General features: G+C 62.5%; 23 protein-coding genes and 3 pseudogenes. 7 read left to right on the top strand and 19 right to left on the bottom strand.

The features are described from left to right. Positions 1 to 92 precede the first annotated feature (92 nt). Positions 93 to 2,973 (top strand): annotated as a pseudogene (gene uvrA, locus ACMHLQ_RS02835) (excinuclease ABC subunit UvrA). A gap of 73 nt (positions 2,974 to 3,046) precedes the next feature. Further along, positions 3,047 to 3,754, top strand: coding sequence for a GIN domain-containing protein (locus tag ACMHLQ_RS02830; RefSeq protein WP_415403249.1), 708 nt, complete (start codon positions 3,047 to 3,049; stop codon positions 3,752 to 3,754). Positions 3,755 to 3,788: 34 nt separating this feature from the next. On the opposite strand, the gene mmsB is transcribed toward ACMHLQ_RS02830, so the two are convergent. From mmsB to ACMHLQ_RS02805, 5 genes and pseudogenes are all read right to left on the bottom strand, one after another. Beyond that, positions 3,789 to 4,661: a 3-hydroxyisobutyrate dehydrogenase gene (gene mmsB, locus ACMHLQ_RS02825; RefSeq protein ID WP_415405349.1), complete on the bottom strand. Its 873-nt coding sequence runs from the start codon at positions 4,659 to 4,661 to the stop codon at positions 3,789 to 3,791. Between the two features lie 84 nt (positions 4,662 to 4,745). Further along, positions 4,746 to 5,702, bottom strand: a pseudogene (locus ACMHLQ_RS02820) (enoyl-CoA hydratase/isomerase family protein); the annotation flags it as partial. After that, a complete protein-coding gene (locus tag ACMHLQ_RS02815; RefSeq protein WP_415403248.1) occupies positions 5,699 to 6,841 on the bottom strand; it encodes an acyl-CoA dehydrogenase family protein in 1,143 nt (380 codons plus the stop codon). The gene ACMHLQ_RS02815 and the pseudogene ACMHLQ_RS02820, both read right to left, overlap by 4 nt. A gap of 63 nt (positions 6,842 to 6,904) precedes the next feature. Then, positions 6,905 to 7,339, bottom strand: coding sequence for a hypothetical protein (locus ACMHLQ_RS02810; RefSeq protein ID WP_415403247.1), 435 nt, complete (start codon positions 7,337 to 7,339; stop codon positions 6,905 to 6,907). A 1-nt stretch (position 7,340) separates the two neighbouring features. Further along, a complete protein-coding gene (locus tag ACMHLQ_RS02805) occupies positions 7,341 to 8,840 on the bottom strand; it encodes a CoA-acylating methylmalonate-semialdehyde dehydrogenase (protein ID WP_415403246.1) in 1,500 nt (499 codons plus the stop codon). Positions 8,841 to 9,022: 182 nt separating this feature from the next. Here ACMHLQ_RS02805 and ACMHLQ_RS02800 point away from each other — a divergent pair, with 182 nt between their 5' ends. From ACMHLQ_RS02800 to coaD, 3 genes are all read left to right on the top strand, one after another. Further along, complete coding sequence (locus ACMHLQ_RS02800; protein ID WP_415403245.1) at positions 9,023 to 9,958, top strand: LysR family transcriptional regulator; 936 nt, start codon at positions 9,023 to 9,025, stop codon at positions 9,956 to 9,958. Between the two features lie 156 nt (positions 9,959 to 10,114). Then, complete coding sequence (locus ACMHLQ_RS02795) at positions 10,115 to 10,549, top strand: CBS domain-containing protein (RefSeq protein WP_415403244.1); 435 nt, start codon at positions 10,115 to 10,117, stop codon at positions 10,547 to 10,549. 63 nt (positions 10,550 to 10,612) lie between these two features. Beyond that, positions 10,613 to 11,104, top strand: coding sequence for a pantetheine-phosphate adenylyltransferase (coaD, locus tag ACMHLQ_RS02790; RefSeq protein ID WP_415403243.1), 492 nt, complete (start codon positions 10,613 to 10,615; stop codon positions 11,102 to 11,104). Between the two features lie 37 nt (positions 11,105 to 11,141). Here coaD and ACMHLQ_RS02785 read toward each other — a convergent pair whose 3' ends face one another. The 10 genes and pseudogenes from ACMHLQ_RS02785 to ACMHLQ_RS02740 form a co-directional block, all read right to left on the bottom strand. After that, positions 11,142 to 11,894 carry a hydroxypyruvate isomerase family protein gene (locus ACMHLQ_RS02785; protein ID WP_415403242.1) on the bottom strand — a complete coding sequence of 251 codons (753 nt, stop codon included), beginning with the start codon at positions 11,892 to 11,894 and terminating at the stop codon, positions 11,142 to 11,144. Beyond that, entirely contained in the window at positions 11,891 to 12,541 is a 651-nt protein-coding gene (locus ACMHLQ_RS02780) for an aldolase (protein WP_415403241.1), read from the bottom strand. The genes ACMHLQ_RS02785 and ACMHLQ_RS02780 overlap by 4 nt, the downstream gene beginning before the upstream one ends. Then, positions 12,538 to 13,808, bottom strand: a pseudogene (otnK, locus tag ACMHLQ_RS02775) (3-oxo-tetronate kinase). Before otnK ends, ACMHLQ_RS02780 begins: the two are co-directional and overlap by 4 nt. After that, complete coding sequence (gene ltnD / locus ACMHLQ_RS02770) at positions 13,805 to 14,713, bottom strand: L-threonate dehydrogenase (RefSeq protein WP_415403240.1); 909 nt, start codon at positions 14,711 to 14,713, stop codon at positions 13,805 to 13,807. Before ltnD ends, otnK begins: the two are co-directional and overlap by 4 nt. Beyond that, a complete protein-coding gene (locus tag ACMHLQ_RS02765; protein ID WP_415403239.1) occupies positions 14,710 to 15,675 on the bottom strand; it encodes an SMP-30/gluconolactonase/LRE family protein in 966 nt (321 codons plus the stop codon). Before ACMHLQ_RS02765 ends, ltnD begins: the two co-directional genes overlap by 4 nt. Then, positions 15,672 to 16,643, bottom strand: coding sequence for an ABC transporter permease (locus ACMHLQ_RS02760; RefSeq protein ID WP_415403238.1), 972 nt, complete (start codon positions 16,641 to 16,643; stop codon positions 15,672 to 15,674). The genes ACMHLQ_RS02765 and ACMHLQ_RS02760 overlap by 4 nt, the downstream gene beginning before the upstream one ends. Beyond that, positions 16,640 to 17,605: an ABC transporter permease gene (locus ACMHLQ_RS02755; RefSeq protein ID WP_415403237.1), complete on the bottom strand. Its 966-nt coding sequence runs from the start codon at positions 17,603 to 17,605 to the stop codon at positions 16,640 to 16,642. The genes ACMHLQ_RS02760 and ACMHLQ_RS02755 overlap by 4 nt, the downstream gene beginning before the upstream one ends. Then, entirely contained in the window at positions 17,598 to 18,257 is a 660-nt protein-coding gene (locus ACMHLQ_RS02750) for an ATP-binding cassette domain-containing protein (protein WP_415405348.1), read from the bottom strand. The genes ACMHLQ_RS02755 and ACMHLQ_RS02750 overlap by 8 nt, the downstream gene beginning before the upstream one ends. Then, positions 18,191 to 19,114: an ATP-binding cassette domain-containing protein gene (locus tag ACMHLQ_RS02745; protein WP_415403236.1), complete on the bottom strand. Its 924-nt coding sequence runs from the start codon at positions 19,112 to 19,114 to the stop codon at positions 18,191 to 18,193. The genes ACMHLQ_RS02750 and ACMHLQ_RS02745 overlap by 67 nt, the downstream gene beginning before the upstream one ends. A 63-nt stretch (positions 19,115 to 19,177) precedes the next feature. Then, positions 19,178 to 20,260 (bottom strand): sugar ABC transporter substrate-binding protein, encoded by a 1,083-nt coding sequence (locus tag ACMHLQ_RS02740; protein WP_415403235.1) that lies wholly within the window; start codon positions 20,258 to 20,260, stop codon positions 19,178 to 19,180. Positions 20,261 to 20,399: 139 nt separating this feature from the next. Here ACMHLQ_RS02740 and ACMHLQ_RS02735 point away from each other — a divergent pair, with 139 nt between their 5' ends. Next, positions 20,400 to 21,407 carry a LacI family DNA-binding transcriptional regulator gene (locus ACMHLQ_RS02735; RefSeq protein ID WP_415403234.1) on the top strand — a complete coding sequence of 336 codons (1,008 nt, stop codon included), beginning with the start codon at positions 20,400 to 20,402 and terminating at the stop codon, positions 21,405 to 21,407. A gap of 97 nt (positions 21,408 to 21,504) precedes the next feature. Here ACMHLQ_RS02735 and gap (ACMHLQ_RS02730) read toward each other — a convergent pair whose 3' ends face one another. From gap (ACMHLQ_RS02730) to gap (ACMHLQ_RS02720), 3 genes are all read right to left on the bottom strand, one after another. Further along, positions 21,505 to 22,509 carry a type I glyceraldehyde-3-phosphate dehydrogenase gene (gene gap, locus ACMHLQ_RS02730; protein ID WP_415403233.1) on the bottom strand — a complete coding sequence of 335 codons (1,005 nt, stop codon included), beginning with the start codon at positions 22,507 to 22,509 and terminating at the stop codon, positions 21,505 to 21,507. A 131-nt stretch (positions 22,510 to 22,640) separates the two neighbouring features. Beyond that, positions 22,641 to 22,784 (bottom strand): hypothetical protein, encoded by a 144-nt coding sequence (locus ACMHLQ_RS02725; RefSeq protein WP_415403232.1) that lies wholly within the window; start codon positions 22,782 to 22,784, stop codon positions 22,641 to 22,643. A gap of 77 nt (positions 22,785 to 22,861) precedes the next feature. Next, entirely contained in the window at positions 22,862 to 23,863 is a 1,002-nt protein-coding gene (gene gap, locus ACMHLQ_RS02720; protein ID WP_415403230.1) for a type I glyceraldehyde-3-phosphate dehydrogenase, read from the bottom strand. A 201-nt stretch (positions 23,864 to 24,064) separates the two neighbouring features. Between gap (ACMHLQ_RS02720) and ACMHLQ_RS02715 the strand changes: the two genes are divergently transcribed. Next, positions 24,065 to 25,039 (top strand): DUF808 domain-containing protein, encoded by a 975-nt coding sequence (locus ACMHLQ_RS02715; RefSeq protein ID WP_415403229.1) that lies wholly within the window; start codon positions 24,065 to 24,067, stop codon positions 25,037 to 25,039. Between the two features lie 57 nt (positions 25,040 to 25,096). Here ACMHLQ_RS02715 and ACMHLQ_RS02710 read toward each other — a convergent pair whose 3' ends face one another. After that, complete coding sequence (locus ACMHLQ_RS02710; protein ID WP_415403227.1) at positions 25,097 to 25,507, bottom strand: hypothetical protein; 411 nt, start codon at positions 25,505 to 25,507, stop codon at positions 25,097 to 25,099. Positions 25,508 to 25,535: the final 28 nt, after the last annotated feature.

The following is a 25,535-nucleotide window of genomic DNA, read 5'->3' as shown; positions in this document are numbered from 1 at the left end:
GCAATAGACATGTTCACGACATGTTCTCACTTTTTCATTGGCTGTCACGGCCCTTTGACCTATGTACAGATCGTTAATTCGGGGGGCTGACCATGGCCGAGCTAAAGAACATCGAGGTGCGCGGCGCGCGCGAGCATAACCTCAAATCCATCGACGTCGATATTCCACGCGACCAACTGGTTGTGATCACCGGGCTTTCCGGGTCGGGCAAGTCTTCTTTGGCCTTTGACACCATCTATGCCGAGGGGCAGCGCCGCTATGTCGAATCGCTGTCGGCCTATGCGCGCCAGTTCCTCGACATGATGCAGAAACCGGATGTGGATCACATCACCGGCCTGAGCCCCGCGATTTCGATCGAGCAGAAGACGACGTCGAAAAACCCCCGGTCGACCGTCGGCACCGTGACCGAGATTTACGACTACATGCGCCTGCTGTTTGCCCGTGTCGGCACGCCCTACAGCCCCGCGACCGGCAAGCCCATCGAGGCCCAGCAGGTGCAGGACATGGTCGACCGCGTGATGGCGATGGAGGAGGGGACGCGCGCCTATCTGCTGGCCCCCATCATCCGCGACCGCAAGGGCGAGTATCGCAAGGAATTTGTCGAGCTGCGCAAGCAGGGGTTCCAGCGGGTCAAGGTGGATGGCGCGTTTTACGAGCTGGACGAGCCGCCCACGCTCGACAAGAAGTTTCGCCATGATATCGACGTGGTGGTGGACCGCATCGTGGTGCGCGAGGGGCTAGAGACGCGGCTGGCGGACAGCCTGCGCACAGCACTCGATCTGGCCGATGGCATTGCCGTGCTGGAAACTGCGCCCTCCGAGGGCGAGCCGGATCGTTTTACCTTTTCCGAGAAATTCGCCTGCCCGGTCAGCGGCTTTACCATCCCCGAGATCGAGCCGCGCCTGTTTTCGTTCAACGCGCCCTTCGGGGCCTGTCCGACCTGTGACGGGTTGGGGCAAGAGCTGTTCTTTGACGAGCGGCTGGTGGTGCCGGATCAATCGCTGAAGGTCTATGACGGCGCGCTGGCCCCGTGGCGGAAGGGGAAAAGCCCGTATTTCTTGCAGACCATCGAGGCCATTGCCAAGCATTACGAGTTTGACCCCCAGACCAAGTGGAAGGATCTGCCGGCCCATGTGAAGCAGGTGTTCCTGTACGGCTCTGGCGATGAGGAAATCCCGTTCCGCTATGACGAGGGGGGCCGCGTCTATCAGGTCACGCGTGTCTTCGAAGGTGTCATTCCCAACATGGAACGCCGCTACCGCGAGACGGATAGCAACTGGATCTCGCGAGGAATTCGAGCGCTACCAGAACAACCGCCCCTGCGGCGATTGCGGCGGCTACCGGCTGCGCCCCGAGGCACTGGCGGTCAAGATCGGCCCGGCAGATGACGCGGACAAGCTGCTGCATGCGGGCCAGGTGGTCGAGATGTCGATCCGCGAGGCCTTTGACTGGTGTTCGTCCGTGCCCGAGCATCTGACCGCCCAGAAAAACGAGATTGCGCGCGCGATCCTCAAGGAGATACGCGAGCGTCTTGGATTCCTGAATAACGTGGGTTTGGAATATCTTACGCTGTCACGTTCAAGTGGCACTTTAAGTGGTGGAGAGAGCCAGCGTATCCGTTTGGCCTCGCAAATCGGGTCGGGCCTGACGGGCGTTTTGTACGTGCTGGACGAGCCGTCGATTGGCCTGCACCAGCGCGACAATGACCGCCTGCTGGGGACGCTGAAGAACCTGCGGGATCAGGGCAATACGGTCATCGTTGTTGAGCATGATGAAGAAGCCATTCGCGAGGCCGACTACGTGTTCGACATTGGCCCAGGGGCCGGTGTGCATGGGGGCGAGGTTGTCGCCCACGGGACGCCTGCGGCGATTGCGGGCCATGCAGACTCGATCACCGGGCAATACCTGACGGGCGTGCGCGAGATCGCGGTGCCTGCCACCCGGCGCAAGGGCAAGAAGAAGGCCGTAAAAGTGGTCAAGGCCACGGGCAACAATCTGCAAAACGTGACCGTCGATTTCCCGTTGGGCAAGTTTGTCTGCGTGACGGGGGTGTCTGGGGGCGGTAAATCCACGCTGACCATCGAGACGCTGTTCAAGACCGCCTCGATGCGCCTGAACGGTGCGCGCCAGACGCCGGCACCTTGTGAGACGATCAAGGGGCTGGAGCATCTGGACAAGGTGATTGACATCGATCAGCGCCCCATCGGCCGCACGCCGCGATCCAATCCTGCGACCTATACCGGCGCCTTTACCCCGATCCGCGACTGGTTCTCGGGCCTGCCCGAGGCCAAGGCGCGCGGGTACAAGCCGGGCCGGTTCAGCTTCAACGTCAAGGGCGGGCGCTGCGAGGCCTGTCAGGGGGACGGTGTCATCAAGATCGAGATGCACTTCCTGCCGGATGTCTATGTGGAATGCGAGACCTGCAAGGGCGCGCGTTACAACCGCGAAACGCTCGAGATCAAGTTCAAGGGCAAGTCCATCGCGGATGTGCTGGATATGACGGTCGAGGACGCGCAAACCTTCTTTCAGGCGGTGCCCTCGATCCGGGAAAAGATGGATGCACTGATGCGGGTCGGCCTTGGCTATATAAAGGTGGGCCAACAGGCGACGACCCTGTCGGGGGGCGAGGCGCAGCGGGTGAAGCTGTCAAAGGAGCTGAGCAAGCGGTCGACCGGTCGCACGCTTTACATCCTGGACGAGCCGACGACCGGCTTGCACTTCGAAGATGTGCGCAAGCTGTTGGAAGTGCTGCATGAATTGGTCGAACAAGGCAATTCAGTCATCGTGATCGAACACAATCTGGACGTTGTGAAAACCGCCGACCACATCATCGACATCGGTCCCGAAGGGGGTGATGGGGGTGGCAAGGTGGTTGCCACGGGCACGCCCGAACAGGTGGCAGAGGTCGCCGAAAGCCATACCGGCCACTACCTCAAACCGATGCTCGAGGGGCGCAAGGTGGCGGCGGAGTAAAATTGCCGCCGCGCCTTGAATGTGAATCCTATTAACACCATCTCATCTTCACAATCATGTCAGGAGAGTGAAGATGAGACCATCTCGTTATGCCGTGTCAGCTCTGTGTGCTGTCGCGCTTTCCTCACCCTTGGCCGCGCGCGAAACCGTTCATGATTTGACCGGTTTTTCCAAGATCGTGGCCTCGGATCATGTAAAGATCGAAGTGTTTTCTGGCTCCGACTACAGCGTCGTGTCGGACGTGTCCGGTACGGCCCGCGCACAAAGGCTGGTCATCGAGCAGGACGGTGAGACGCTGATCATCTCGCGCAAGGGACGGTCGTCGATGATCCTCATGGGGATGGCAGATTACTATACCGTCACGGTCCATCTGCCAGAGTTGCAAGGGATCACGGCAAGCCGGGGTGTCGACGTGGATGCATCGGGGACATTTTCGGGTGTGTTCAAGGCGCAGACCAGCAGCGGCGCCGAGGTCGACATAGATGGCCTTGAGGCGGAAACGGTGATCCTGACGGCAAGCTCCGGCTCTGATCTGGATGTGCGGGGCACCTGTGCCTCTTTGTTGATCAACGCGTCCAGCGGATCGGACATTGATGCCGAAGACTTTGAATGCGCAACCATCGAGGCAAAAGCATCCAGCGGCTCGGACATTGAAATTCACGCAACGGGCGCGTTGCTGGCGCGCGCATCGAGCGGGGCCGACATCACCGTGGAAGGGGCGCCGACAGATGCCAAGATCAACGAAAGCTCAGGTGGCCGGGTCCGTCTGCCGGGCTCTTGATCCGCGCATCCCGGTGCATGGTGCTGCGCCGTGATCAGCCCCGTCCGCGATCCGTGAACCGGGGGAGCATGGCACTGAAATCCTTGCCTTTTCCGCCTTCGTCCTCGACAAATTGGCGGTAGAGTTCCAAGGCGCGCGCGCCCATGGGCGTGTCGGCATCAACGGCCTCTGCCGCTTGCTGGCTCAACCCGAGGTCTTTCAGCATCAATTCCGCTGCAAATCCGGGTGTGTAGTCGTTGTCCGCCGGGCTTTGCGGCCCGATCCCGGGGGCCGGGCAATAGGCGTTCATGGACCAGCTGTAGCCCGAGGATGTGCTGACCACGTCGAACATCTTGTCCCGCGCCAGCCCCAGCTTATCGGCCAGAGCAAAGGCCTCGCAGGTGGCGATCATGGTCGCGCCGAGGATCATGTTGTTGCAGATCTTGGCCGCTTGGCCTGCGCCAGCCTCACCGCAATGCACCGCCTTTTGGCCCATGATGTCAAAGAGGGGGCGTGCGACGTCGAAGGCCGCAGGCGATCCGCCCGCCATGAAGGTCAGCGTGCCACCGGCCGCCCCGCCGATACCGCCCGACACGGGCGCATCGACGCAGAGCATGCCTGCGTCCTGTGCCTGTGCGGCCACCGCGCGCGCGCTTTCCACATCCACGGTTGAACAGTCGATCAGGGTTGCGCCCTTGGGCATCGCCGGCAGGACCTCGGCCGCGACAGCGCGCAGGATGTCGCCGTTGGGCAGCATGGTGATGACCACATCGGCACCTGCCGCCGCCTCGGCTGCGCTTGGCACCGATTGCACGCCCTCAGCGGTGGTGCCCGCCACATCAAACCCTGTAACCCTGTGCCCGGCCTTGGCGAGGTTGGCGGCCATTGGCGCGCCCATATTGCCCAGTCCGACAAACCCGATCTTCATGCCTGTATCTCCCAGCTTGAGTGCCATCTTTCCCAATGGCATCAGCATCTTGCTGACCGCAGAGGCTGGCACGTCGCCATCCGCATACTGCCATTTCGGGGCGCGGTCCTTGTCGATGATCGCAGCCCTGATCCCCTCGAGGAAATCGCCATGTTCCATCGCCCGCGCGGTGAAACGGTATTCGAGGTCGAGCGCCTTTTCCAGCGTCAGGGAGGGGCCACGCAGGCGGTGCAGCGTCTCGATGGCGCAGGCCATGGACAGGGGGCTGTTGCGCCCCATCCGTTTCAGCGTGTCGCGGGCGAAATCGCTGTCTTCTGCGCGCAGCGTGGTCAGAACATCGCCGAGGGACGCGCCGTGAAAGTGCCGGTCGATGTCGGGCATCCCCGCTTGCAAGGGGCCGGGGGCGGCGGTGCGTGCCGCCTGTTCGACTGTGGCGGGATCGCCTGTGGCTTCCAGAGTGGCGATCAGGGCGGGCCAGTCGGTTTCGGGAATGTAGAGATCGGCAAACCCCGCATAGATGGCATCGCCCGCATTCATCCGGGCCGCCGTGGTGCCCAGATATTCGCCCAGACGCCCTGGGGCGAGGGCCAGCATCAACGTGCCGCCCACATCCGGGACAAGGCCGATGCCACATTCGGGCATGGCGATCTGACTGGTGTCGCCCACGATGCGGTGCGAGCCGTGACAGCCGATGCCAACCCCGCCGCCCATGGTGAAGCCCTGCAGAAAGCTGACGACCGGTTTGGGATATTGGAAAATCTTGTGGTTCAGGCGGTATTCGTCGGCCCAGAATGTCTGGCCATAGGCGTAGTCGCCCTTGGTGCCCGTGTCGTAAAGTTCGGCAATGTCGCCGCCTGAGCAGAAGGCGCGGTCACCTTCCGCATCCAGCACGACGATCTGCACCGCGTCGTCACGGGCCCAGGCATCCATCGCCGCCTCGATCGCCAGACACATGTCATATGTCATGGCGTTCAGCGCCTGGGGGCGTTGCAGGGTGATCCGGCCCGCGCGCCCGGTGATGCGGATGGAAATGTCTGTCATCGGTTCTTAAGCATGTCGCGGGCCACGATGACCCGCATGATCTCGTTCGTGCCTTCGAGGATCTGGTGCACGCGCAAGTCTCGCACCAGCTTCTCGATGCCGTAGTCGGCGAGGTAGCCGTAGCCGCCGTGCAGTTGCAGGCATTGGTCGACGACCTTCGATCCCGCCTCGGTCACGAATTTCTTGGCCATGGCGCAGAACTTGGTTGCGTCCGGCGCACCGGTGTCCAGTTTCCATGCGGCCTGGCGCAGGAAGGTGCGGGCGGCTTGCAGCTCGATCTCCATATCCGCGAGGCGGAATTGCAGGCCCTGGAACTGGTCGATGGCTTTGCCGAAGGCTTTGCGCTCGCCCATATACGCCAGCGTCAGGTCAAGCGCGGTCTGCGCGGCACCCAGCGAACAGGCCGCGATGTTCAACCGGCCGCCATCCAGCCCCATCATCGCATATTTGAAACCCTGACCCTCTTCACCCACCAGATTGCCGCTGGAAATGTTGCAATTGTCAAACTGGACTTGGGCGGTGGGTTGGCTGCGCCAGCCCATCTTGTCCTCGAGGCCGCCAAAGCTGAGCCCTTCGGTGCCGTCTTCGACATAGACGGTCGAGACGCCCTTGGGCCCGTCCTCGCCCGTGCGCACCATGCAGACATACGCATCGGAATAGCCGCCCCCGGAGATGAAGGCCTTGGTGCCGTTCAGGGTGTAGCCCTCATTCGTGCGTTCGGCACGGGCGCGCAGGGCGGCGGCGTCCGACCCGCTGCCGGGTTCAGTCAGGCAATAGCTGAGCACCGTTTCCATACTCAGCACGCCAGGCATGACGCGGGCCTTGAGGTCGTCATTGCCGAAACTGTCCAGCATCTTGGCGCACATGTTGTGGATCGACAGAAAGGCGGCGACCGAAGGGCAGGCCATGGAAAGTGCCTCGAACACAAGCGTTGCATCCAGACGCGACAGGCCCGAGCCGCCCGCGTCCTCAGACACGTAGAGTGCCGCAAAACCCAATTCGCCCACCTTGGGCCACAGCTCTTTCGGGATGGTGCCGGCGGCCTCCCAGTCGCGGGCGTAGGGGGCAATCTGATCCTGGCCAAAGGCATGGGCCATGTCGAAAATTGCAGTCTGTTCCTCGGTCAGGGCGAAGTCCATGATGCCTCCCTCAGCGTCACATCGGTCGAATTGAACGTGTGTTAAATTCCGATCTTTGCAAGACTATTGCAAGGCTTGTCCGTCAACGGGGGCCAGCAGCGTGTCGACGCTGTCCTCGGCCTGGCCGAGCAGGGCGAGGGCCTCGGCTTCGGAATGCTGCATCAAGGGTACGACCGCGTCCACATCCGCCCAGGACCGGATGAACAGGCCCGCGATTTCCTGCGCGACGGGGGTGGGGGCGATGTAGACAACCAGCGACTGCACGCCGGAACTCATGAACCGGTCCGCCTTGGCCGCCTGCATCTCCAAGAAACGGACATAGTCCTTTTCGTAGCTGGTGATGCGGGTCATGTCGATCAACTGCTTTTGCCCGGGCGCATAGTCGGGAGAGGCCACATAGGCCTTGGTCGCCGCCATCGTTTCCTCGATGGTGGCGTGCCCGGAATAGCGAACCACGACCAGGCCGCGATCCGCCAGAATGCGAAAGGTGAGTGGCATGTTACTCCATGACAGGAATCGAAAACTCTCCGCCTTCTTTGATGCCTGAAGGCCAGCGCGCTGTCACGGTTTTGGTGCGCGTGTAGAACTTGAATGCATCAGGCCCGTGCTGGTTGAGGTCGCCAAAGACCGATTTTTTCCAGCCCCCGAACGTATGGTAGGCCAGTGGGACGGGGATGGGGACGTTGATGCCCACCATGCCGATGTTGATCCGGTTGGCAAAATCGCGGGCCGCATCGCCGTCGCGCGTAAAGATGGCTGTGCCGTTGCCATACTCGTGGTCCATCGCCAGCCCCAATGCTTCTTCGTAGCTTTGGGCGCGCACCGTGGACAGGACGGGGCCAAAGATTTCCTGGGTGTAGATATCCATGTCCTTGGTGACGTTGTCGAAGAGGTGCGGGCCGACAAAGTATCCGTCCTCATAGCCTTGCAGGCTGAAATCGCGCCCATCGACGACCAGTTTGGCGCCCTGATCCACGCCCAACTGCACCAGCCGTTCGATGTTGGCCTTGGCGGCGGCGGTGACGACGGGGCCGTAATCGACATCATTGCCCGCGGTGTAGGGGCCGACTTTCAGCCGTTCGATCCGCGGCACCAGCTTTTCGATCAGCCGGTCGGCTGTTTCGTCGCCCACGGGCACGGCCACGGAAATCGCCATGCAGCGTTCCCCTGCGGCGCCGTACCCTGCGCCCACCAGCGCATCGGCGGCCTGATCCATGTCGGCATCAGGCATGATGATCATGTGGTTCTTGGCCCCGCCGAAACACTGCACCCGTTTGCCGTTCGCACAGCCCGTCGCGTAGATGTATTCGGCAATCGGGGTCGATCCGACAAAGCCGATGGATTGCACGACATCGTGGTGCAGGATCGCATCCACCGCTTCCTTGTCGCCGTTGACCACTTGCAGGATGCCCTTGGGCAGCCCGGCTTCCTCCATCAACTCGGCCAGCATCAGCGGCACGGACGGGTCACGCTCGGACGGTTTCAGGATAAAGGCATTGCCGCAGGCGATGGCGGGCGCGAACATCCACATCGGGATCATGGCGGGAAAGTTGAAGGGCGTGATGCCCGCCGTCACACCAAGGGCCTGGCGCATGGAATACATGTCGATGCCGGGGCCTGCGCTGTCGGTGTATTCACCTTTCAGCAGGTGGGGCGCGCCGATGCAGTACTCGACCACTTCCAGCCCGCGCTGCACATCACCGGCGGCATCGGGCAGCGTCTTGCCGTGTTCGCGGCTCAGCGCTTCGGCCAGTTTGTCCATGTCGCGGTTGAGCAGATCGACGAATTTCATCATCACCCGCGCGCGGCGTTGCGGGTTCACGGCGGCCCATGCGGGCTGGGCCTTGGCCGCGATCTCGACTGCCTGCGCCACCTCTGCGGTCGAGGCGAGGGGGACGCGCGCCTGCACTTCACCCGTGGCCGGATTCATAACGTCGGCAAAGCGGCCGGACGTGCCTTTGACATGGGCGCCGTCGATATAGTGGGAAAGCTCTTGCATGGGGTCTCCTTGTCGCGCGGTGGCGCCGATCTGGGTTGAGAGGGTGCGCACAGCGGGTCTGTGCGCGTTGGCGGCACGATAGTCTTGCAAAATGCGGGGTAAAAGAGGCAAGTGGGCAAAATCGTTTTGCGTTTTTGCAATATGGCGCGCGACGTTGGCTTTGCAAAGGGAGGGGAACAGGTTTGCAAACACGTTGGGATGACTTGCGGCTGTTCCTGGCTGTGGCGCGGGCCGAAACCCTGTCGGGTGCCAGCAAACTTGTCCGTCTGGATGCGGCGACCCTGGGCCGTCGCATCGCCCGGTTGGAGCGTGATTTGAACGCGGCCCTTTTTGTGAAATCCCCGCAAGGCTATGCGCTGACCGACGTGGGCGCGCGCCTTTTGGCCAAGGCCGAGGCTGCCGAAGTGGCCATGCGCGCCGCCACCGATGGGGTGGCTGGGCACAATGCGGGCCAGGCTGCGCAATCGGCGGGGTTGAGCGGGCAAATCCGCATTGGCGCGCCCGATGGTTGCGCCAATTTCCTGCTGCCGCAGGTCTGCGCGGCGCTGACCGCGCAGCACCCCGACCTCGACATCCAGATCGTGGCCCTGCCGCGCGTCGTGAACCTGTCGCGGCGCGAGGCGGATATCGCGATCGGGGTCAGTGCGCCCACGGCGGGGCGGCTGACGGTGCAGCGCATTACTGACTACAAACTTCATTTCGCGGCCAATGCCGACTACCTCGCTGCATCTGCGCCGCTGTCGCGCCTGTCCGATCTGCGCGCGCATCGGATTGTCGGCTACATCCCCGACATGATCTTTGATCGCGAGTTGGACTATCTGGCGGATGCGGGCGTGTCCCGCGTGGCGCTGGCGTCGAATTCGGTCGCCGTGCAGTTGAACATGCTGCGCACGGGCGGGGGCGTGGGCGTTGTCCATGACTTTGCGCTGGCGGCAGCGCCGGGGGTGCGGCGTGTGTTGCTGGATCAGTTCTCGATCACGCGCAGTTTTTACCTGATCCGGCACGCTGCGGATCAGGGACGTGGCCGCCTGGGGCGCTTTGCCGATCTGCTGGGCCAGGGTATCCGCGCAGAGGTTGCACGGCTTGAGGCGCTGACAGAGGGCGAAAATCTCTCATAACTACTATAAAACAATGCAGTAAGAGGTAAGGTTGATGTTGGGTAAAATCCGCCATTCAACCAGCGACTGTACGCCACAGGACCAAAGCAGGCTTGACAGACCCCCGCCCGGGGTCCGACGCTGGGCTACATAACTGTCAACGCGAAGGATCCAACCATGCTTGTGCACCAAATTCTCAAGTCCAAATCCGACGATGCCGTTGTGACTGTCGCACCGGGCAGCAAAGTCTCGGACGCCGCCAAGATTCTGGCAGAGCGCAAGATCGGGACTGTGGTGGTGTCGGGCGATGGTGTCACGGCGGAAGGCATCCTGTCTGAGCGGGATATCGTGCGTGTACTGGCCAAGCGGGGCGGCGCGATCCTGAACGACCCGGTCGAGACCTTCATGACCACCAAGCTGGTCACCTGCCACCGCGATGACAGCGCGGATGAGATCCTGCAAAAGATGACAGACGGGCGGTTCCGCCACATGCCCGTTCTCGAGGACGGGCAACTGGTCGGCCTCATCACCATCGGGGATGTGGTCAAGGCGCGGCTGACCGAGTTGGCGATGGAAAAGGACGCCCTCGAAGGGATGATCATGGGCCACTGAGCCTGCTTGCAATCGCTGCGCGTTAATGATGCAGTGCGGTAATTACGACTGACGGAGCCGCACATGCGTATCGGCCTATACCCCGGCACATTCGATCCCATCACATTGGGGCATATCGACATTATCCGCCGGGCCAGCCCCATGGTCGACCGTCTGGTCATCGGGGTCGCGATCAACCGGGACAAGGGGCCTTTGTTCTCGCTGGAAGAGCGGGTCGAGATGATCGAGGCGGAATGCGCCAAGTTGAGCGCGCAGACCGGCACAGAGATCGTGGCACACCCATTCGAAAACCTGCTGATCGACTGTGCCCGCGACGTGGGTGCGCAGATCATTGTGCGCGGCCTGCGCGCCGTGGCGGATTTCGAGTACGAATTCCAGATGGTCGGCATGAACCGCAAGCTGGATGACAGTATCGAAACCGTGTTCCTGATGGCCGAGGCCGAACATCAGGCCATCGCCTCCAAACTGGTCAAAGAGATCGCGCGTCTGGGCGGGGATGTGTCCAAGTTCGTCACGCCGCTGGTGAATGATGCGCTGAAAGAGCGGTTCAGCTAGGCGTGTTTCGGACGAACGTACGTCTGTCCGGCGCACCCTAGAGGCGGTTGAGCCAGCCCAGACTGTCCTCGGTTGGTCCAGAGGGCTTGTACTCTGCCCCCAGCGGGTGGGTATAGCCAAGCTGCTCAAGGTGCTCAAAAATATGGGGGTAGTGGACCTCACCCACGTCCGGGCTGCCGCGCGCGGGCACGCCTGCAAACTGGATATGGCCGATATGGGGCATCAACCGCGTCAGTCGGTTGGTCAGATCGCCCTCCATCAGTTGCACGTGGTAACAGTCGAACATCAGGCGCAGGTTCGGCGCGTCGACATCGGTCATGACCGCAAGCGCCTGTGATGTGGTTTGCAGGAAGTATCCCGGCGCATCATAGGTGTTCAAAGGTTCGATCAGGATCGTGACGCCCAGCGGTTTCGCGGCGGCGCAGGCATAGGTCAGAGTGTTGACAAAGGCCGTGTGGGCGTCTGACCCTTGGGCAAAGCCTGCCATGACATGCATCGCCCCGGCGCCGATGGCCGTGGCATAGTCGAGGGCCTGATCGACGGCGCTGCGTGCCTCTGCCGCGCGACCCGGCAGCGCGGACAGGCCGTTTTCGCCCGTCGCCCCACGTATGGTGTTCAGGCCCAGCATGGGCAGCCCTGTCTCCTCCAGCGCCGCCCTGACCTGTGTTGCAGGGGTGTCGTAGGGCCAGTGACATTCCACCGCGTCAAACCCGGCCACCTGTGCGGCGCGGATGGCATCGGGCAGGGACAGGTCGGTCCAGAGAAACCCCAGATTGGCCGAGAACTTCATGAATCCCACTCCACATCGAATGTGGTGACCACCGCCTGCACCTGCTCTGCGCTGAGGCCGCGGGGCGACATGCCCCGCGTCATCAGGGCCAGGCGCGCGGTGTCTTCCAGCTCTTCTATGGCGTTGCAGGCCGCCTCGACATCCTTGCCCGCCACGACAGGCCCGTGATTGGCCAGCATCACCGCAGACCGCTTGCCCGCGAGGCCCCGCACCGCCGCGCCCATCGCCGGATCGCCCGGCAGAAAGAAGGGCAGCAGCGTGACCTTGCCCAGTTTCATGATGCCATAGGGCGTGAGCGGCGGCAGGAAGTTGTCCGCATCCGCGCCGGGCAGCATCGACAGCGCCACGGAATGGCATGAGTGCAGATGCACGACCGCTCCGGCACTGCTGCGCGTGTCATAGAATGCGCTGTGCAGGGGCATTTCCTTGGTCGGTTTGTCGCCTGCAACGTGTTGGCCTTGCGCATCGAACAGGCTGAGGCGCTCCGGATCGAGACGCCCGAAACTGGTGCCTGTGGGCGAAACGAGCAGGCCGCCATCGTCCGTGCGGGCCGAGATGTTGCCGGTGCTTCCGTGGGTCAGGCCCCGGTCGAACAGGGACTTGGCCAGCAGGCATATCTGTTCGCGCAGGGTTGCTTCGGCACTCATGCCGGGCCCAGTTTCGCCAGCGCATCGGCAAAGAATGTCTCGGCCCCGAAGTTCCCGGATTTCAAGGTCAGGGCAATGTCATGCCCGCCCGATTGGCAATAGGTCCAGGGCACACCAGGCGCAATCTCGGCCCCGATGTCGAGGCGGGCTGTGCCCAGGGCTTGGGTCACGGCGCCCGAGGTTTCCCCACCAGCAACGACAAAACGGCGCGCCCCGGCATCGCGCGCGGCAATGGCGCACGCGGCCAGCGCCTGTTCGACGACCTCTCCGGCAGCGGCTGTGCCCAGCTGGGCTTGCGCGGCCTTTACCTCAGCAGGTTCAGCGCTGGCATAGAGCAGTGGTGTTGCGTCGAGGTCTTGCGCGGCGAGCCACTCCAGCGCTGCTGCCGGGCCATCGGCGGCAAGGGCAATGGGGTCAAGTCGCAGGGCAGGTGCCCCGGTCTGCACATAGGCTGCGACCTGGGCGCGGGTCATCGCGGAACAACTGCCCGAAAGGATCACCGCGCCCGGTGCGATTGCGGGGGAGGACAGCCGGGGCGCATCTGCCGACAAGGTGCCGTCCGCGATGTAGAGGTGGGGCAGGGGCATCGCCACAGCACTTCCCCCGTCATCAGCGGCATGTCACGGCAGGCCTCGGCGATCACGTGCAGATCATCGTCGGCCACGGCATCCACGACCACATGTGCCACATCCGCACCGCGCAAGGCCGCCAGCCGGTCGCGCAGCGCGTCCGCGCCCCGGGCGACGGTCAGGCGGTTGGCCAGCCCGGCAGAGCCTTTCACCTGCGGTTCCAACAGCCGCACAAGGTTGCTGTCGCGCATAGGGGTCAGCGGGTGGTCCTTCATAGGGCTTTCGGCCAGCGGCTGTTCCCCGACAAAAAGGTTGCCCATAAAGATCGACCGCCCGTTCTCGGGAAAGGCGGGGCAATAAATCGTCTGGTCTGTGCCAAGGGCCTGCATCAATGCTTCGGCCACCAGGCCGATATTGCCCTCTGCCGTGCTGTCGAAGGTCGAGCAGTACTTCCAGAAGAACCGCTCTGCGCCTGCGCGTTTCAGCCAGTCGAGCGCGGCCAGCGCGTCGTCGACAGCCTCTTGCACGGGTGCGGTGCGCGATTTCAGCGCGATCACCTCGAACGGGGCCGTGTCGGCGGGGGGATGGTCAGGCACGCCGATGCGCAGGCTGACCCGCACGCCGGAGCGCGCCAGAAGACCGGCGAGATCCGTGGCACCCGTAAAATCGTCCGCGATGCAGCCGAGCAGGGTGGTCATGTTCTGGCCTTTTCGGGCAGGGTGAGCCCGGCATTGCGGGCATAGACCTTGGCCACGGCTGCGTCATCTTCGCCCCCGAGCCCCATGCCGGCAGCGGCCAGGTATTGCTGCATGGCGGCGGCGGTGATGGGGGCGGAGAACTGGGCAGACTTTGCGATGTCGAGCACGATGCCCAGATCCTTGGGCCAGATGTTGACCGAACTGTGCGGCGTGTAATCCCCGGCCACGATATGGGGCGCGCGGTTTTCCAGCATCCAGCTTGTGCCTGCGCATTTTGAGATGACGTCGACAAATTGCGCAGGGGCCACACCTTGGGTCATGCCAAAGGTCAGTGCCTCGGCCATCGCCGCGATGTGGACGCCAGCCAGCAGCTGGTTCACTGCCTTCATCGCCGATCCTGCGCCTGCCGCATCCCCCAACTCGAACACGGTTTCGGCCATGGCATCGAGCGCGGGGCGCGCAGCGGCAAAAGCCTCTGGCGTGCCCGAGGCCATGATCGACAACTGTCCCTTGGCCGCCTTGAGCGAGCCACCGGAAATCGGCGCGTCGAGATAGAGAACCCCGTGATCCGCGCAGCGTGCCGCCATGGCGCGGGCAAAGTCAGGCGCGACGGTGGCGCAGGCCAGCACGACGGCCCCCGGTTTCAGCTCCGGCACGATCCCCACGTCGCCGAACAGCACCGCCTCGGTCTGCGCTGCGTTCAGCACGGCGATGACAATGGCATCCGCCGTGCGCGCCACATCCGCCAGCGCACCGGGCGCACCGCCTTCGGCGGCAAATGCCGCGACCTGTTCGCTGGCGATGTCAAAGCCGTGGGTCACGTGTTGGGCGCGCAGCAGGGATTGTGCCATGCCATAGCCCATCGACCCAAGGCCGATGATCGCGGTTGTCTGTCGGCTGGTCATGAACTCTGGCCCTTTTTTGCAAGACGCAGCTGCGCGGCTGCATCGAAACGGGAGCTGTGCACGCGGTAAACACGGTCGGATGAGGTGATGAACATCGTCTGCCCCGCATGCCCGCCGAAACACAGGTTCGAGGTCTGGCTTGGCAGGACGATCTTTCCGATCAGCTTGCCCTCGGGCGTCAGGCAGTGGATGCCATCCAGGGCCGATGTCCAGACATACCCGTCGTGATCGACCCGCAAACCGTCCGGCACGCCCGGCATGATCTCGGCAAACACGTCTCCGCCGCTCAACTGTCCGTTGACCACGTCAAAGACCCGGATGTGATGGGGCAGCGCATAGTCGATACCGGGAAAGCTGGCGCCCCGGATCGCGCCGGAATCCGCGATATAGAGCAGCGATTCATCAGGCGAAAACGCCAACCCGTTGGGTTTGTCGAAATCTGTCGCCACGACGGTCAGATCGCCATCGGTCCCGAGGCGAAAGACGTAACAGCCATCCTGTTCGCTGTCGGCGGGGTATCCTTCGACATCCGAATTGATCCCGTAAGGCGGATCGGTGAACCAGATTGATCCGTCGCTTGCGACGATCACGTCATTGGGCGAATTGAGGCGACCGCCGCCGTAGCGCGCCGCCAGCGTTTCGGCCGTCGCCGGATCGCCGGGATCGCCCCGGCGCAGCACCCGCCGTCCGCCATGCTCGCAACTGACCATACGCCCCTGCAGGTCCAGCGTGTTGCCATTGGCAAATTCACTGTTGGCCAGGATCACCTGCGCGCCCGTGCCTTGGGTCCAGCGCATCATCCGCTTGTTGGGAATGTCGTTGAAATAGAGGGCGTCATCGAGCCAGACAGGCCCTTCCGTCCAGACGCAGCCTTCGGCGATGACCTCGGGCGGTGTGCCGGTGTCGACAAAGGTGGCAAATTCCGGGGCAATCACCTCGTATCCGGGGGTGGTTGGCGTCATGACGTCCCTCCTTTGCGCAGGGTCTGAAACAAGAGCATGGCCAGGATGATGACGCCAAAGATGATGCTGCGCCATGCATCCGAAATCTGGGCGACCGACAGGATCGAATTCAGGATCGTGATAAAGAGGGCACCGCCCACGCTGCCGAACAATCCGCCCCGTCCGCCAAGGATCGAGGTGCCGCCGATCACGACCGCCGCGATCGTGGGCAACAGAAACGGATCGCCCATCGACTGATAGGCCTGGTCTGCATAGCCCGCCAGCATCACCCCGCCCAGGGCCGAACAGATGCCCGCAATCACAAAGGCCCCGATCACGACGCTGCGGGTCGAGACGCCGGACAGGTACACCGCCTTTTCGTTGAAGCCGATGGAACGCAGATAGCGCCCAAAGCCCGTTCGCATCATCAATGCGGCCAGCCCCGTCGCCACCAGCATCCAGACAAGGAAGGCGACAGGCACCCCGCCCAGCGTGCCCGCGGCCAGCCAGGACATCAGATCGCTGCTTTCGCCCTTGGGGTTGAACCCGCCTGTGTTCAGCACCGCGAGGCCCAGCAGCATCGAGTTGATGGCCAACGTCCACACCATCGAGGGGATGCGCAAAAATGTAACGCCCAGCCCGTTCACCGCGCCCACGGCTGCGCCAAACAGCAAGGCCGCGGGTATTGCGAGGCTGACAAGCAGGGGGTTGCCGGACCCGGCCATGGCCGTGGCCACGATGGCGGCACCATTCAGCGTCCACGGGACGGACAGGTCGATATGCCCCAGCAGGATCACCAATGTGGCCCCGGCAACCAGCACGCCAAGAAAGGCTGCGATCTGCAATTGCTGCCCCAGATAGCCGAGGCTGAGCACCTGCGGGAACGCAAGGCTCGCGCATAACAGCAGCAACACGGTGCCAACATAGGGCAGGATCGTTTCGACAGTGATCCAGGTCGGCAGGGCCGAAGGTTTGCGCGCAGTGATCATCGGCCAAACGCCTCCAGCCTGTGTTTGGATCGCAGGATGTCCGCGCCCCCGATGGCAATCGCGATGGCCAGGATCAACCCTTCGAACAAGGGCTGCGCGAGCGAGGGGATGCCCGAAAAGAACATCAGCGCCGCGATGGTCTTGAGGATGAAAGCCCCAATCAGCGCGCCGATCAGCGACCCGGTGCCGCCGCGCAGCAACACGCCCCCCAGCACGACCGCCGCGATGGAGTTGAGGGTGAAGTTCGCGGCAATCCCGGCATCGCCCGTCGTGGTCACGAAGGAGTAAAAGAGGCCCGCAAGCCCGGCAAACACCCCGGCCAGCGTGAAGGCCGCAATCCGGATCAGTGCCACCGGCATGCCCGATTGAAACGCGGCCTGTTCGGATGATCCGACAGCATAGAGGCCAAGGCCCAGGCCTGTGCGCCGGAACGGCAGCCAAAAGGCCAGAACAACAACTGCCGTGATGATCAGCGCCGTCGGAATGCCCAGCAGATCAAGCGTCATCGCATCCGCCAGATCGTAATTCACCTGTCCCCCCGGCGTCGGCCGCAGGATCAGCGCCAGCCCGACAAAGATCGACGCGGTGGCCAGCGTCACCACGATGGGCTGGATCCGGCCAAAGACGACCAGCAGGCCGTTCAGCACGCCGCATAGGGCACCGGTCACCAGCACCGCACCGATCCCAAGCGCAATCGCGCCGCTGCCCCCGTCAAGAAGGTGCGATCCGACCGTGTTCGTCAGCGCCATGATCGCGCCCACCGACAAATCGATCCCGCGCACCACAACCGCAAAGAACTGGGCGATCGCAACCAGCCCAAGGATCACGCACTGGTTCGCCCAGATTGTCATCACATAGGTGGACGGCCCGCGCGGATGCGTGCCAAGATAGGTTGCCAGCAGGATCACAAGGACGATCCCAGCAATTAACTCTCGCCTGTAGGATGTTGTAAAATCACGCATTTTCGATGTCTTTCGCAGACGGGATGTTGAGGGACGCGGCAATGATGTTCTGCGCCGTCAACCCGTCCCCCGTGAGCGACCGGGTGATCCTGCCGCCGTAAAACACATGCGTTTCGTCACACAAATGGATCAGCTCTTCGTAATCGGTGCTGAGCAGCAAGATCGCGGTGCCTCGGTCCGCCAATTCGCGCAGCAGTCCGTAAATCTGGGTCTTGGTCTTTACGTCGATGCCGCGGGTCGGATCGGACAGCAGCAACACCTTGGGCGCAAGCGCCAGCCACTTGGCCAGCACGACCTTTTGCTGGTTGCCGCCTGACAGGGAGGACACAGGCAGGTCCAGCCCGCCGTGTTTCAACTCCAGCCGCTGCAGCGCATCGTCATAAAGGGCAGGATCCGTCGCGTTCAGATCAGGGCGCCCCAAGGCTGCGAGTTCCAGGTTCTCCGCGATGCTCTGGTCCTGGATCAGCCCGTCCGCCTTGCGATCTTCGGGGATGTAGGCCAGGCCGATCTGCGCCTGTTTGGCCTGTTTTGGGCCCGTCAGCGGGATCGCTGCGCCATTCACCTTGATGACACCCCTGGTGCCTTTCAGCAGCCCGAAGATGCCTTGCAGCAAGGTGGATTGCCCTTGCCCGTCCAATCCGCCAAGGCCCACGATCTGGCCTGATTTGACGGTAAAGGATGTCGGTTGCACCTCGGTGCCCCATGCAAAGCCATCGACCTCCAGAACGTCCCGTGCGTCTTGTCGGGGGGCGTTTTGGCTGGAAACAGCTCTTCGATCCGCTGGCCCACCATCATGTTGATGATCGCGGCATAGTCGTGCGCACCATTCGTGAAGGTTTCGACACGCGCACCGTTGCGAAAGACCGAGATGCGGTCGGCCAGTGCCTCGATCTCGTGAAAGCGGTGCGAGATGAACAGGACGGCCACGCCCTTGTCCCGCTCGGCGCGCACAAGGTCAAAGACCTTTTCGACCACGGATGAATTCAGGGCAGAGGTCGCTTCGTCCAGGATCAGCAGCTTGGGGTCGCGGATCAGCGCCTTGGCAACTTCGACCTGCTGGCGTTCTGCCAGTGTGAGGTCGGCGACCTTTGCGCCAAAGCGAATGCCTTGCCCGTCGATCTGGTCGAGGACCTGTCTGGCCCGCATCAAGGGGGCCTTGTTCAACCGGCCCAAGCCCGAACCGGGCGCGCCCAGCAACAGGTTTTCGCGCACCGTCAGATCAGGTACGAGGGATAACTCCTGGTACATGCACACAAATCCGGCGGCCAGCGCATCTGCCGGGCTTTTGAAATTTGCGGGCTGACCTTCGGCGCAGACCAGCCCCTCGGTGGGGCGCAACACACCGGAAATCGTCTTCATCAACGTGCTTTTGCCAGCGCCGTTCTCGCCAAGGATGGCGTGCACCTCGCCGGGGAAGCATTGGAAATCGACATCGTTCAGGGCCACCGTCGCGCCAAAGCGTTTGGTCACCCCTTCCATCGACGCGATGGGCGTTCGGGGGTCAGTCATGTTCTGTCCGGTGCAATGCGACCGCGCGACGGGATGCGTGCGCGCGGTCGACAGGGGCGCGGTTTAGCTGTTGTCGGGTGTCTGGCCCAACAGCTCTTCCGGTGTGAAGGGAGTAAAGCAGGCCTCAAAACCGGTGCCGGTGTTGAACGACTTGGGCAGATCCGGGAAATAGTTCGTTCCGGGTGCCAGGTCGGCGGCCGCCACTTGCGGGATCGGCAGATACACCGTCTGTGGCAGCGCATTCCCTTCGAGCAGGGCAACGGCGGCCTCCAGCGCAACGGCGGACATGGCAGGGGCCTGGCTTGCCGACACGCCGGGTATGTCGAGGTCGTCCATCAGCATCCGCACGCCATTCTCACCATCGACACCCATGGGCACGATCGGGTGGCCTGCCGCCTGCATCGCGTTGATTGTCCCGGCAGAACCGTGCTGCGAAACCACCGCATCGAATTGGCCGTGGGTCGCCAAGGCATCTGCCACCACTTTCTGGCTTGTGCCAGTGTCCCAGTTGCCTACGACTTCGACGATTTCCAGACCGTCCACGTTTTCCAGAACGCTCATCATGCCAAGGCGGCGGTCCCGGTCGGTCGCGTTGCCGGGCAGGCCGTTGACCATCAGGATTTTCGAGGCCTCGCCGCCCAGTTCATCCATGACGGCCTGGGCCTTGAGCGCGCCGAGGGCCATTTGGCTTTCGTTGATCTGCACGACCTTGTCGGTGTCCAACACGTTGTCAAAGGGGACGAGCACCGTGCCCGCACGGTCCGCGCGCCGGATCACGGGCTCGAACGCGGTGGGGTTCACCGCGATGAAGGTGATGGCGTCGTAGCCTGCGGCGATGAAGTTATCGATGGCGGCGATTTGCGCGGCGCTGTCATTGCCCACGGACACGACGGTGAATTCGTCGATCTTGGCCGCGTTCGCCTCGCGTGCGGCCCACGCCTTGGCAGACTGGATCGCCTGAATGCGCCAGTCATTGCCCGCAAACCCGTTCACAAAGGCGATCTTGTAGGGGCCGTCCTTGGCATCATAAGAAATTGTCGAGGTTCCCGGCGCGGGCGCAAAGCACTCGGCACGATGGGTGTCGGCCGCCCAGGCCTGCGATGTGCCAAGAGCAAGCAAGGCGGTGGTCAATAGCAGTTTCTTCATTTTCAATCCTCCCATATCGGACGCTGAGACGCCCAAAACTCAGTATGTTTACGTTAACTTGTAACATGTTTACGTAAACATCTGGCGTAAGTGGTATGTGATTACGTAAACACTTGTCAACAAGAAGGAGTTAGAGCCTTTGTCTCAGGCGTCAAAGAAATCGCGACCCACGATGCATGATGTGGCGGCTGAGGCCGGCGTCAGCCAGATGACGGTCAGCCGCGTGCTGAGGGGAGAAGGCTATTTTTCCCAAGACGTTAAGGCGCGTGTGGCCGATGCTGCAACGACGCTTGGTTACATTCACAATCGCCTCGCCTCGGTGCAGCGGGGGATGGAAAATCCGATGATCGGAGTGGTCCTGCCGACCCTCAATAACACCGTTTTCATCGACGTTCTGGCGGGCATCAACGACACGTTGGCCCAGATCGGCATGCGCCCGGTCTTTGGCGTTTCGGAGTATTCAGAATCAGAAGAAGAGACCCTGGTGCGTGATATGCTGTCCTGGCAGCCCTGCGGTCTGATCCTGTCTGGCATCGAACATTCCGAGGGGCTGCGCCGTGCCGTTGCGCAATCCGGTGTGCGTGTGGCCGAAATCATGGATGTGGAGGGCGCGGCCATGTCGGCCTCGTTCGGGATTTCCCAGCAGGCGGCTGGTGCCGACATGGCCCGCCACTTCATCGCGCAGGGCCATCGCCGGGTCGCCTATATCGGCAGTCAGGGCGGCAGCGACCTGCGTGCGGTCAAGCGGTACATCGCGTTCAAGGACCAGCTCGAAGCCGAGGGTGGGCAGATCATCCATGAACGCATCGCCAACCGCGCATCCTCCTTGCCCCTTGGGCGCGAGCTGACCGCCGCGTGCCTGTCAGAGGTCACCGACTGTGACGCCATCTACTTTGCCAATGACGACCTGGCCGCGGGGGGGCTGATGCACTGCCTGAGCAATGGGATCCGCGTGCCGCAAGACGTCGCCCTTGCCGGGTTCAACGACCTGCCGTTCCTGTCGGCCTTGCCGCAACGGATCACGACGACCCACACGCCCAGATACGAGATGGGCGCACAGGCTGCGCGCTATGTGGCCGGGGCTGATGACGGTGCCGCGAAAAAGCATGTGCTGCGGGCTGACCTGATCGTCGGTGACACAACCTGATCAATTGGACAGGTAGCTGTGCGCGGATCAGCAAGCACCACCCAGACACAAAAAAGGCGCCCTCACGAGCGCCTTTTCCACAAAGTTTATAACGTCTTTACAGGTACTTACCCATTTCCACGGCAGTGTCAGCCATGCGGTTGGAAAAGCCCCATTCGTTGTCATACCAGCTCAGGATACGCACCATATTGCCGTCCATCACCTTGGTCTGGTCCGTGGCAAAGATCGACGAATGCGGGTCGTGGTTGAAATCCATCGACACCAGCTTGGCATCCGTCACACCCAGCACACCCTTGAGGGGGCCGGAGGCAGCCGCCGCGCTCATCGCGGCGTTGACTTGCTCGGCGGTGACGTCGCCATTCAGCTCGACCGTCAGGTCCACACAGGACACGTTGGGGGTGGGCACGCGAATGGCCACGCCGTCCAACTTGCCATTCAACTCGGGCATCACGAGGCCCACGGCCTTTGCCGCACCGGTCGAAGTCGGGATCATCGACAGGGCCGCGGCGCGGGCGCGGTAGAGGTCCTTGTGCATCGTGTCCAGCGTTGGCTGGTCGCCGGTATAGCTGTGCACGGTGGTCATGAACCCGCGGGTGATGCCGAACGTGTCGTGCAGCACCTTGGCCACGGGTGTCAGGCAGTTCGTGGTGCAGGATGCGTTCGACACGATGACGTCATCCGCGCCAAGGCTGTCGTGGTTCACACCATACACGATCGTCTTGTCCGCGTCCTTGCCGGGGGCCGAGATCAGGACGCGGCTGCTGCCGTTTTCCAGATGCGCCTGGCAGGCCTCTTTCGAGGTGAAGATGCCGGTGCATTCCAGCACAATGTCCACATGGCCCCAAGGCAGGTCTGCCGGGTTACGCTCGGCCGTGACCTTGATCGGGCCGGTGCCCACATCGATGCTGTCGCTGGTGGTCGTGACGGCCACAGGGAACCGCCCGTGCACGCTGTCATATTGCAGCAGGTGCGCATTGGTCTCTACCGGGCCGAGATCGTTGATCGCAACCACCTCGATATCGGTGCGCCCGCTTTCCACGATGGCGCGCAACACATTGCGCCCGATCCGTCCAAACCCATTGATTGCGACTTTGATGGCCATGGTATCCCCCATGTCTGGTGTCATTAAATAATCAGGCACTCTGCCCCGAAAACCAAGGGGCGCGCCGTTACCGCTAACAAAGCCATGCAGAGTGATTTGTCAACCGGGCAGGGGCACTGCGCACAGGCGAATTAGCGCCAGAAGGCGATCCATTCCAAAAGTTCGGCCAGCTTCTTGCCAAGGAAAACTAGGTTTTCCGAGCCATAGAGCGTCACATCAACGACAATGGCGACCACAATGATCAGACCCAGAATAAACGCGCTGCGGTTGGTCATGGCCAAGGGGCACCCTGAAACGAAAAGCAGGGCTGTTGTGACAGCCCCGCCTCATGCTTGCAAGCCGTGTGGCCGGATCAGATCAGGCGGCCCATGGCCACGGCCACATCCGCCATACGGGCCGAAAACGCCCATTCGTTGTCATACCAGGCCAGAACGCGCACCAGCCGGTTGCCCACCACCTTGGTCTGGTCGGGGGCAAAGATCGACGAGTGTTCGGTGTGGTTGAAGTCGATCGACACCTTGGCCTCGTCATCATAGGCGAGCACCCGGCCAATGGGGCCTTTGGTGGCCTCCAGCACGGCGGCGTTCACCTCGTCCTTGGTCACATCGCGCCCGGCCTCGAAGGTCAGATCAACCGCGCTCACATTCGGGGTGGGCACGCGCATCGCGGTGCCGTCCAGCTTGCCCGCGAGGTTGGGCAGCACTTCGCCCAATGCCTTGGCGGCCCCGGTCGAGGTCGGGATCATCGCCATCGCGGCAGAGCGTGCGCGATACAGGTCATCATGGCGGCGGTCCAGCGTGGGCTGGTCGCCGGTGTAGCTGTGGATCGTGGTCATCAAGCCGCGCTCGATCCCGAACGCCTCGTCCAGCACCTTGGCCAGCGGGGCCAGGCAGTTGGTGGTGCAGGACCCGTTGGAAATCATCCGGTCATTGGCGGCCATCTGTTCGTCGTTCACGCCGAACACCACGGTCTTGTCCACATTCTTGCCGGGGGCCGACAGCAGCACTTTCTTGGCGCCGCGCTCCATATGCACTTTGGCCTTGTGACCATCGTTGAACTTGCCCGTGCACTCCAGAACGACGTCCACGCCGCCCCAATCCAGCTCGTTCATGTCATAGGTCGACATCATGCGGATCGGGCCGCGCCCCAGATCCATCGTGTTGCCCGCCACCTTCACCTCGCCGGGAAAGCGACCGTGGATGCTGTCGTATTTCATCAGGTGGGCCGAGGTTTCCAGCGGCCCGGTTGCGTTGACCGCGACCACGTCGATGTCGTTGCGCAGCGATGTGGCGATATGGGACAGGGTGCAACGGCCGATGCGTCCAAACCCGTTAATGCCAACTTTGATTGTCATGATCGTGGTCCTTCCGCATGGTCAGCCTGTATATGCAGGCGTCATACCTGCCGCGCTGCGGCATGAGAACCCTGAAAGGGGCGAAAAAACAAAGTGTTAGCGATAAACGTGGCCAACGGTATACAGTTCGCGCTAACAGTATGCGGAACCTTTCAGGCATGTTATGCGCTAACGTAAGGGATCGGTAACGGAGCGGACGGAATGAGCGGACTTTTAGCGCTTTTGGATGATGTGGCGGGAATCGCCAAAGTGGCGGCGGCCAGCGTTGATGACGTGATCGGGCAGGCGGCCAAGGCGGGTGCCAAGGCGGCGGGCGCGGTGATCGACGACGCTGCCGTGACGCCGAAATATGTCGCCGGTTTCTCGGCCGAGCGCGAGTTGCCGATCATCTGGCGCATCGCCAAGGGCTCGTTCATCAACAAGCTGGTCTATCTCTTGCCCGTGGGCCTTGCCCTGTCGAACTTCGCCCCCTGGGCCATCCCGCCGCTTTTGATGCTGGGGGGCGGCTATCTGTGTTTCGAGGGGGCTGAAAAGGTCGCCCATGTCCTCGGCTGGGGGCACGGGCACGACGACTACCCGGGCAAAGAGGCCGTGGTCGAGGACCCCGCGCATCTTGAGGAGCAAAAGGCCCAAGGTGCGATCAAGACCGACTTTATCCTGTCCGCCGAGATCATGACCATCGCGCTGGCCGCGATCCCCCCCAGCAATTTCTGGATGGAGGCGGCGACGCTTGCCGCCGTTGCAATCATGATCACGGTCGCGGTCTATGGATCTGTCGCGATCATCGTGAAGGCGGATGATGTGGGCCTTGCCATGGCCGGGCGCGGCCGCTTCGGCCTCACACGCGCCATCGGGCGCGGCATCGTCAAGGTCATGCCGGGCTTCATGAAGATGTTGACCATTGTCGGCACGGCGGCCATGCTGTGGGTCGGCGGGTCGATCATCATCCACGGGCTGGCTGAAATGGGCTGGCACGGGCCCGAAGAGCTGATCTATGGCTTGGGCAAATCCGTCGGCGCGGCGCTGAATGACGCATCCGGCTTTGCAAGCTGGACGACCAAGGCGGCTGTGGATGGTGTGCTGGGCCTCGCCGTTGGCTTCGTGCTGATCCCGATCGGTGAAAAGGTGATCACGCCGATCTGGCGCAAGCTGGCACCTGTGGCGAAAGCGGCCTAGCTGGTGGGCCCGAGTCGGGTGGCGCCTGCCGGGTGGCTGGCGCCATAATAACGACTGTCATCGCGACGGTTTGAACATCCTGTGCGCCACAAACGCTGGGCCCGCGACCGCAACCCAGGTCAGCAGGGAATAGAACAGGTTTTGCAGATCGCTTGTGACCAGCGCGACAGTTGCAAGAAATCCGTAGGGCACCGTCCAAACAACCGCGACCCAGAACCCGATGACAGACACGACCCGGTGCCAACCCGGTGTTGCAGCCTGCGCCGGGCCCGGTGTCTGCGCGGGTTTGCCAAGAACGGTCATCAGCGTGCCAAATACAGTTGTTGCGATGCAAAATCCCACAGCAGGGATGCCAAAGACGAGAAAGACAAACGCACCCGCGAACTGGCCGTGGCCAGATCGCGACGGGTCGCTCCAAAACGCTGACCCCAGGGCGAACACGCCTGCCACCAACAACAGCCCGCTCACCAAGAGTATTAATCCAAAGCTACGCATC

It is taken from the genome of Tateyamaria algicola (genome assembly GCF_047715485.1).
Classification (GTDB): Bacteria; Pseudomonadota; Alphaproteobacteria; order Rhodobacterales; family Rhodobacteraceae; genus Tateyamaria.
Note: the sequence above shows the minus strand (reverse complement) of the source record. Positions and strands in the feature narration are given on the sequence as shown.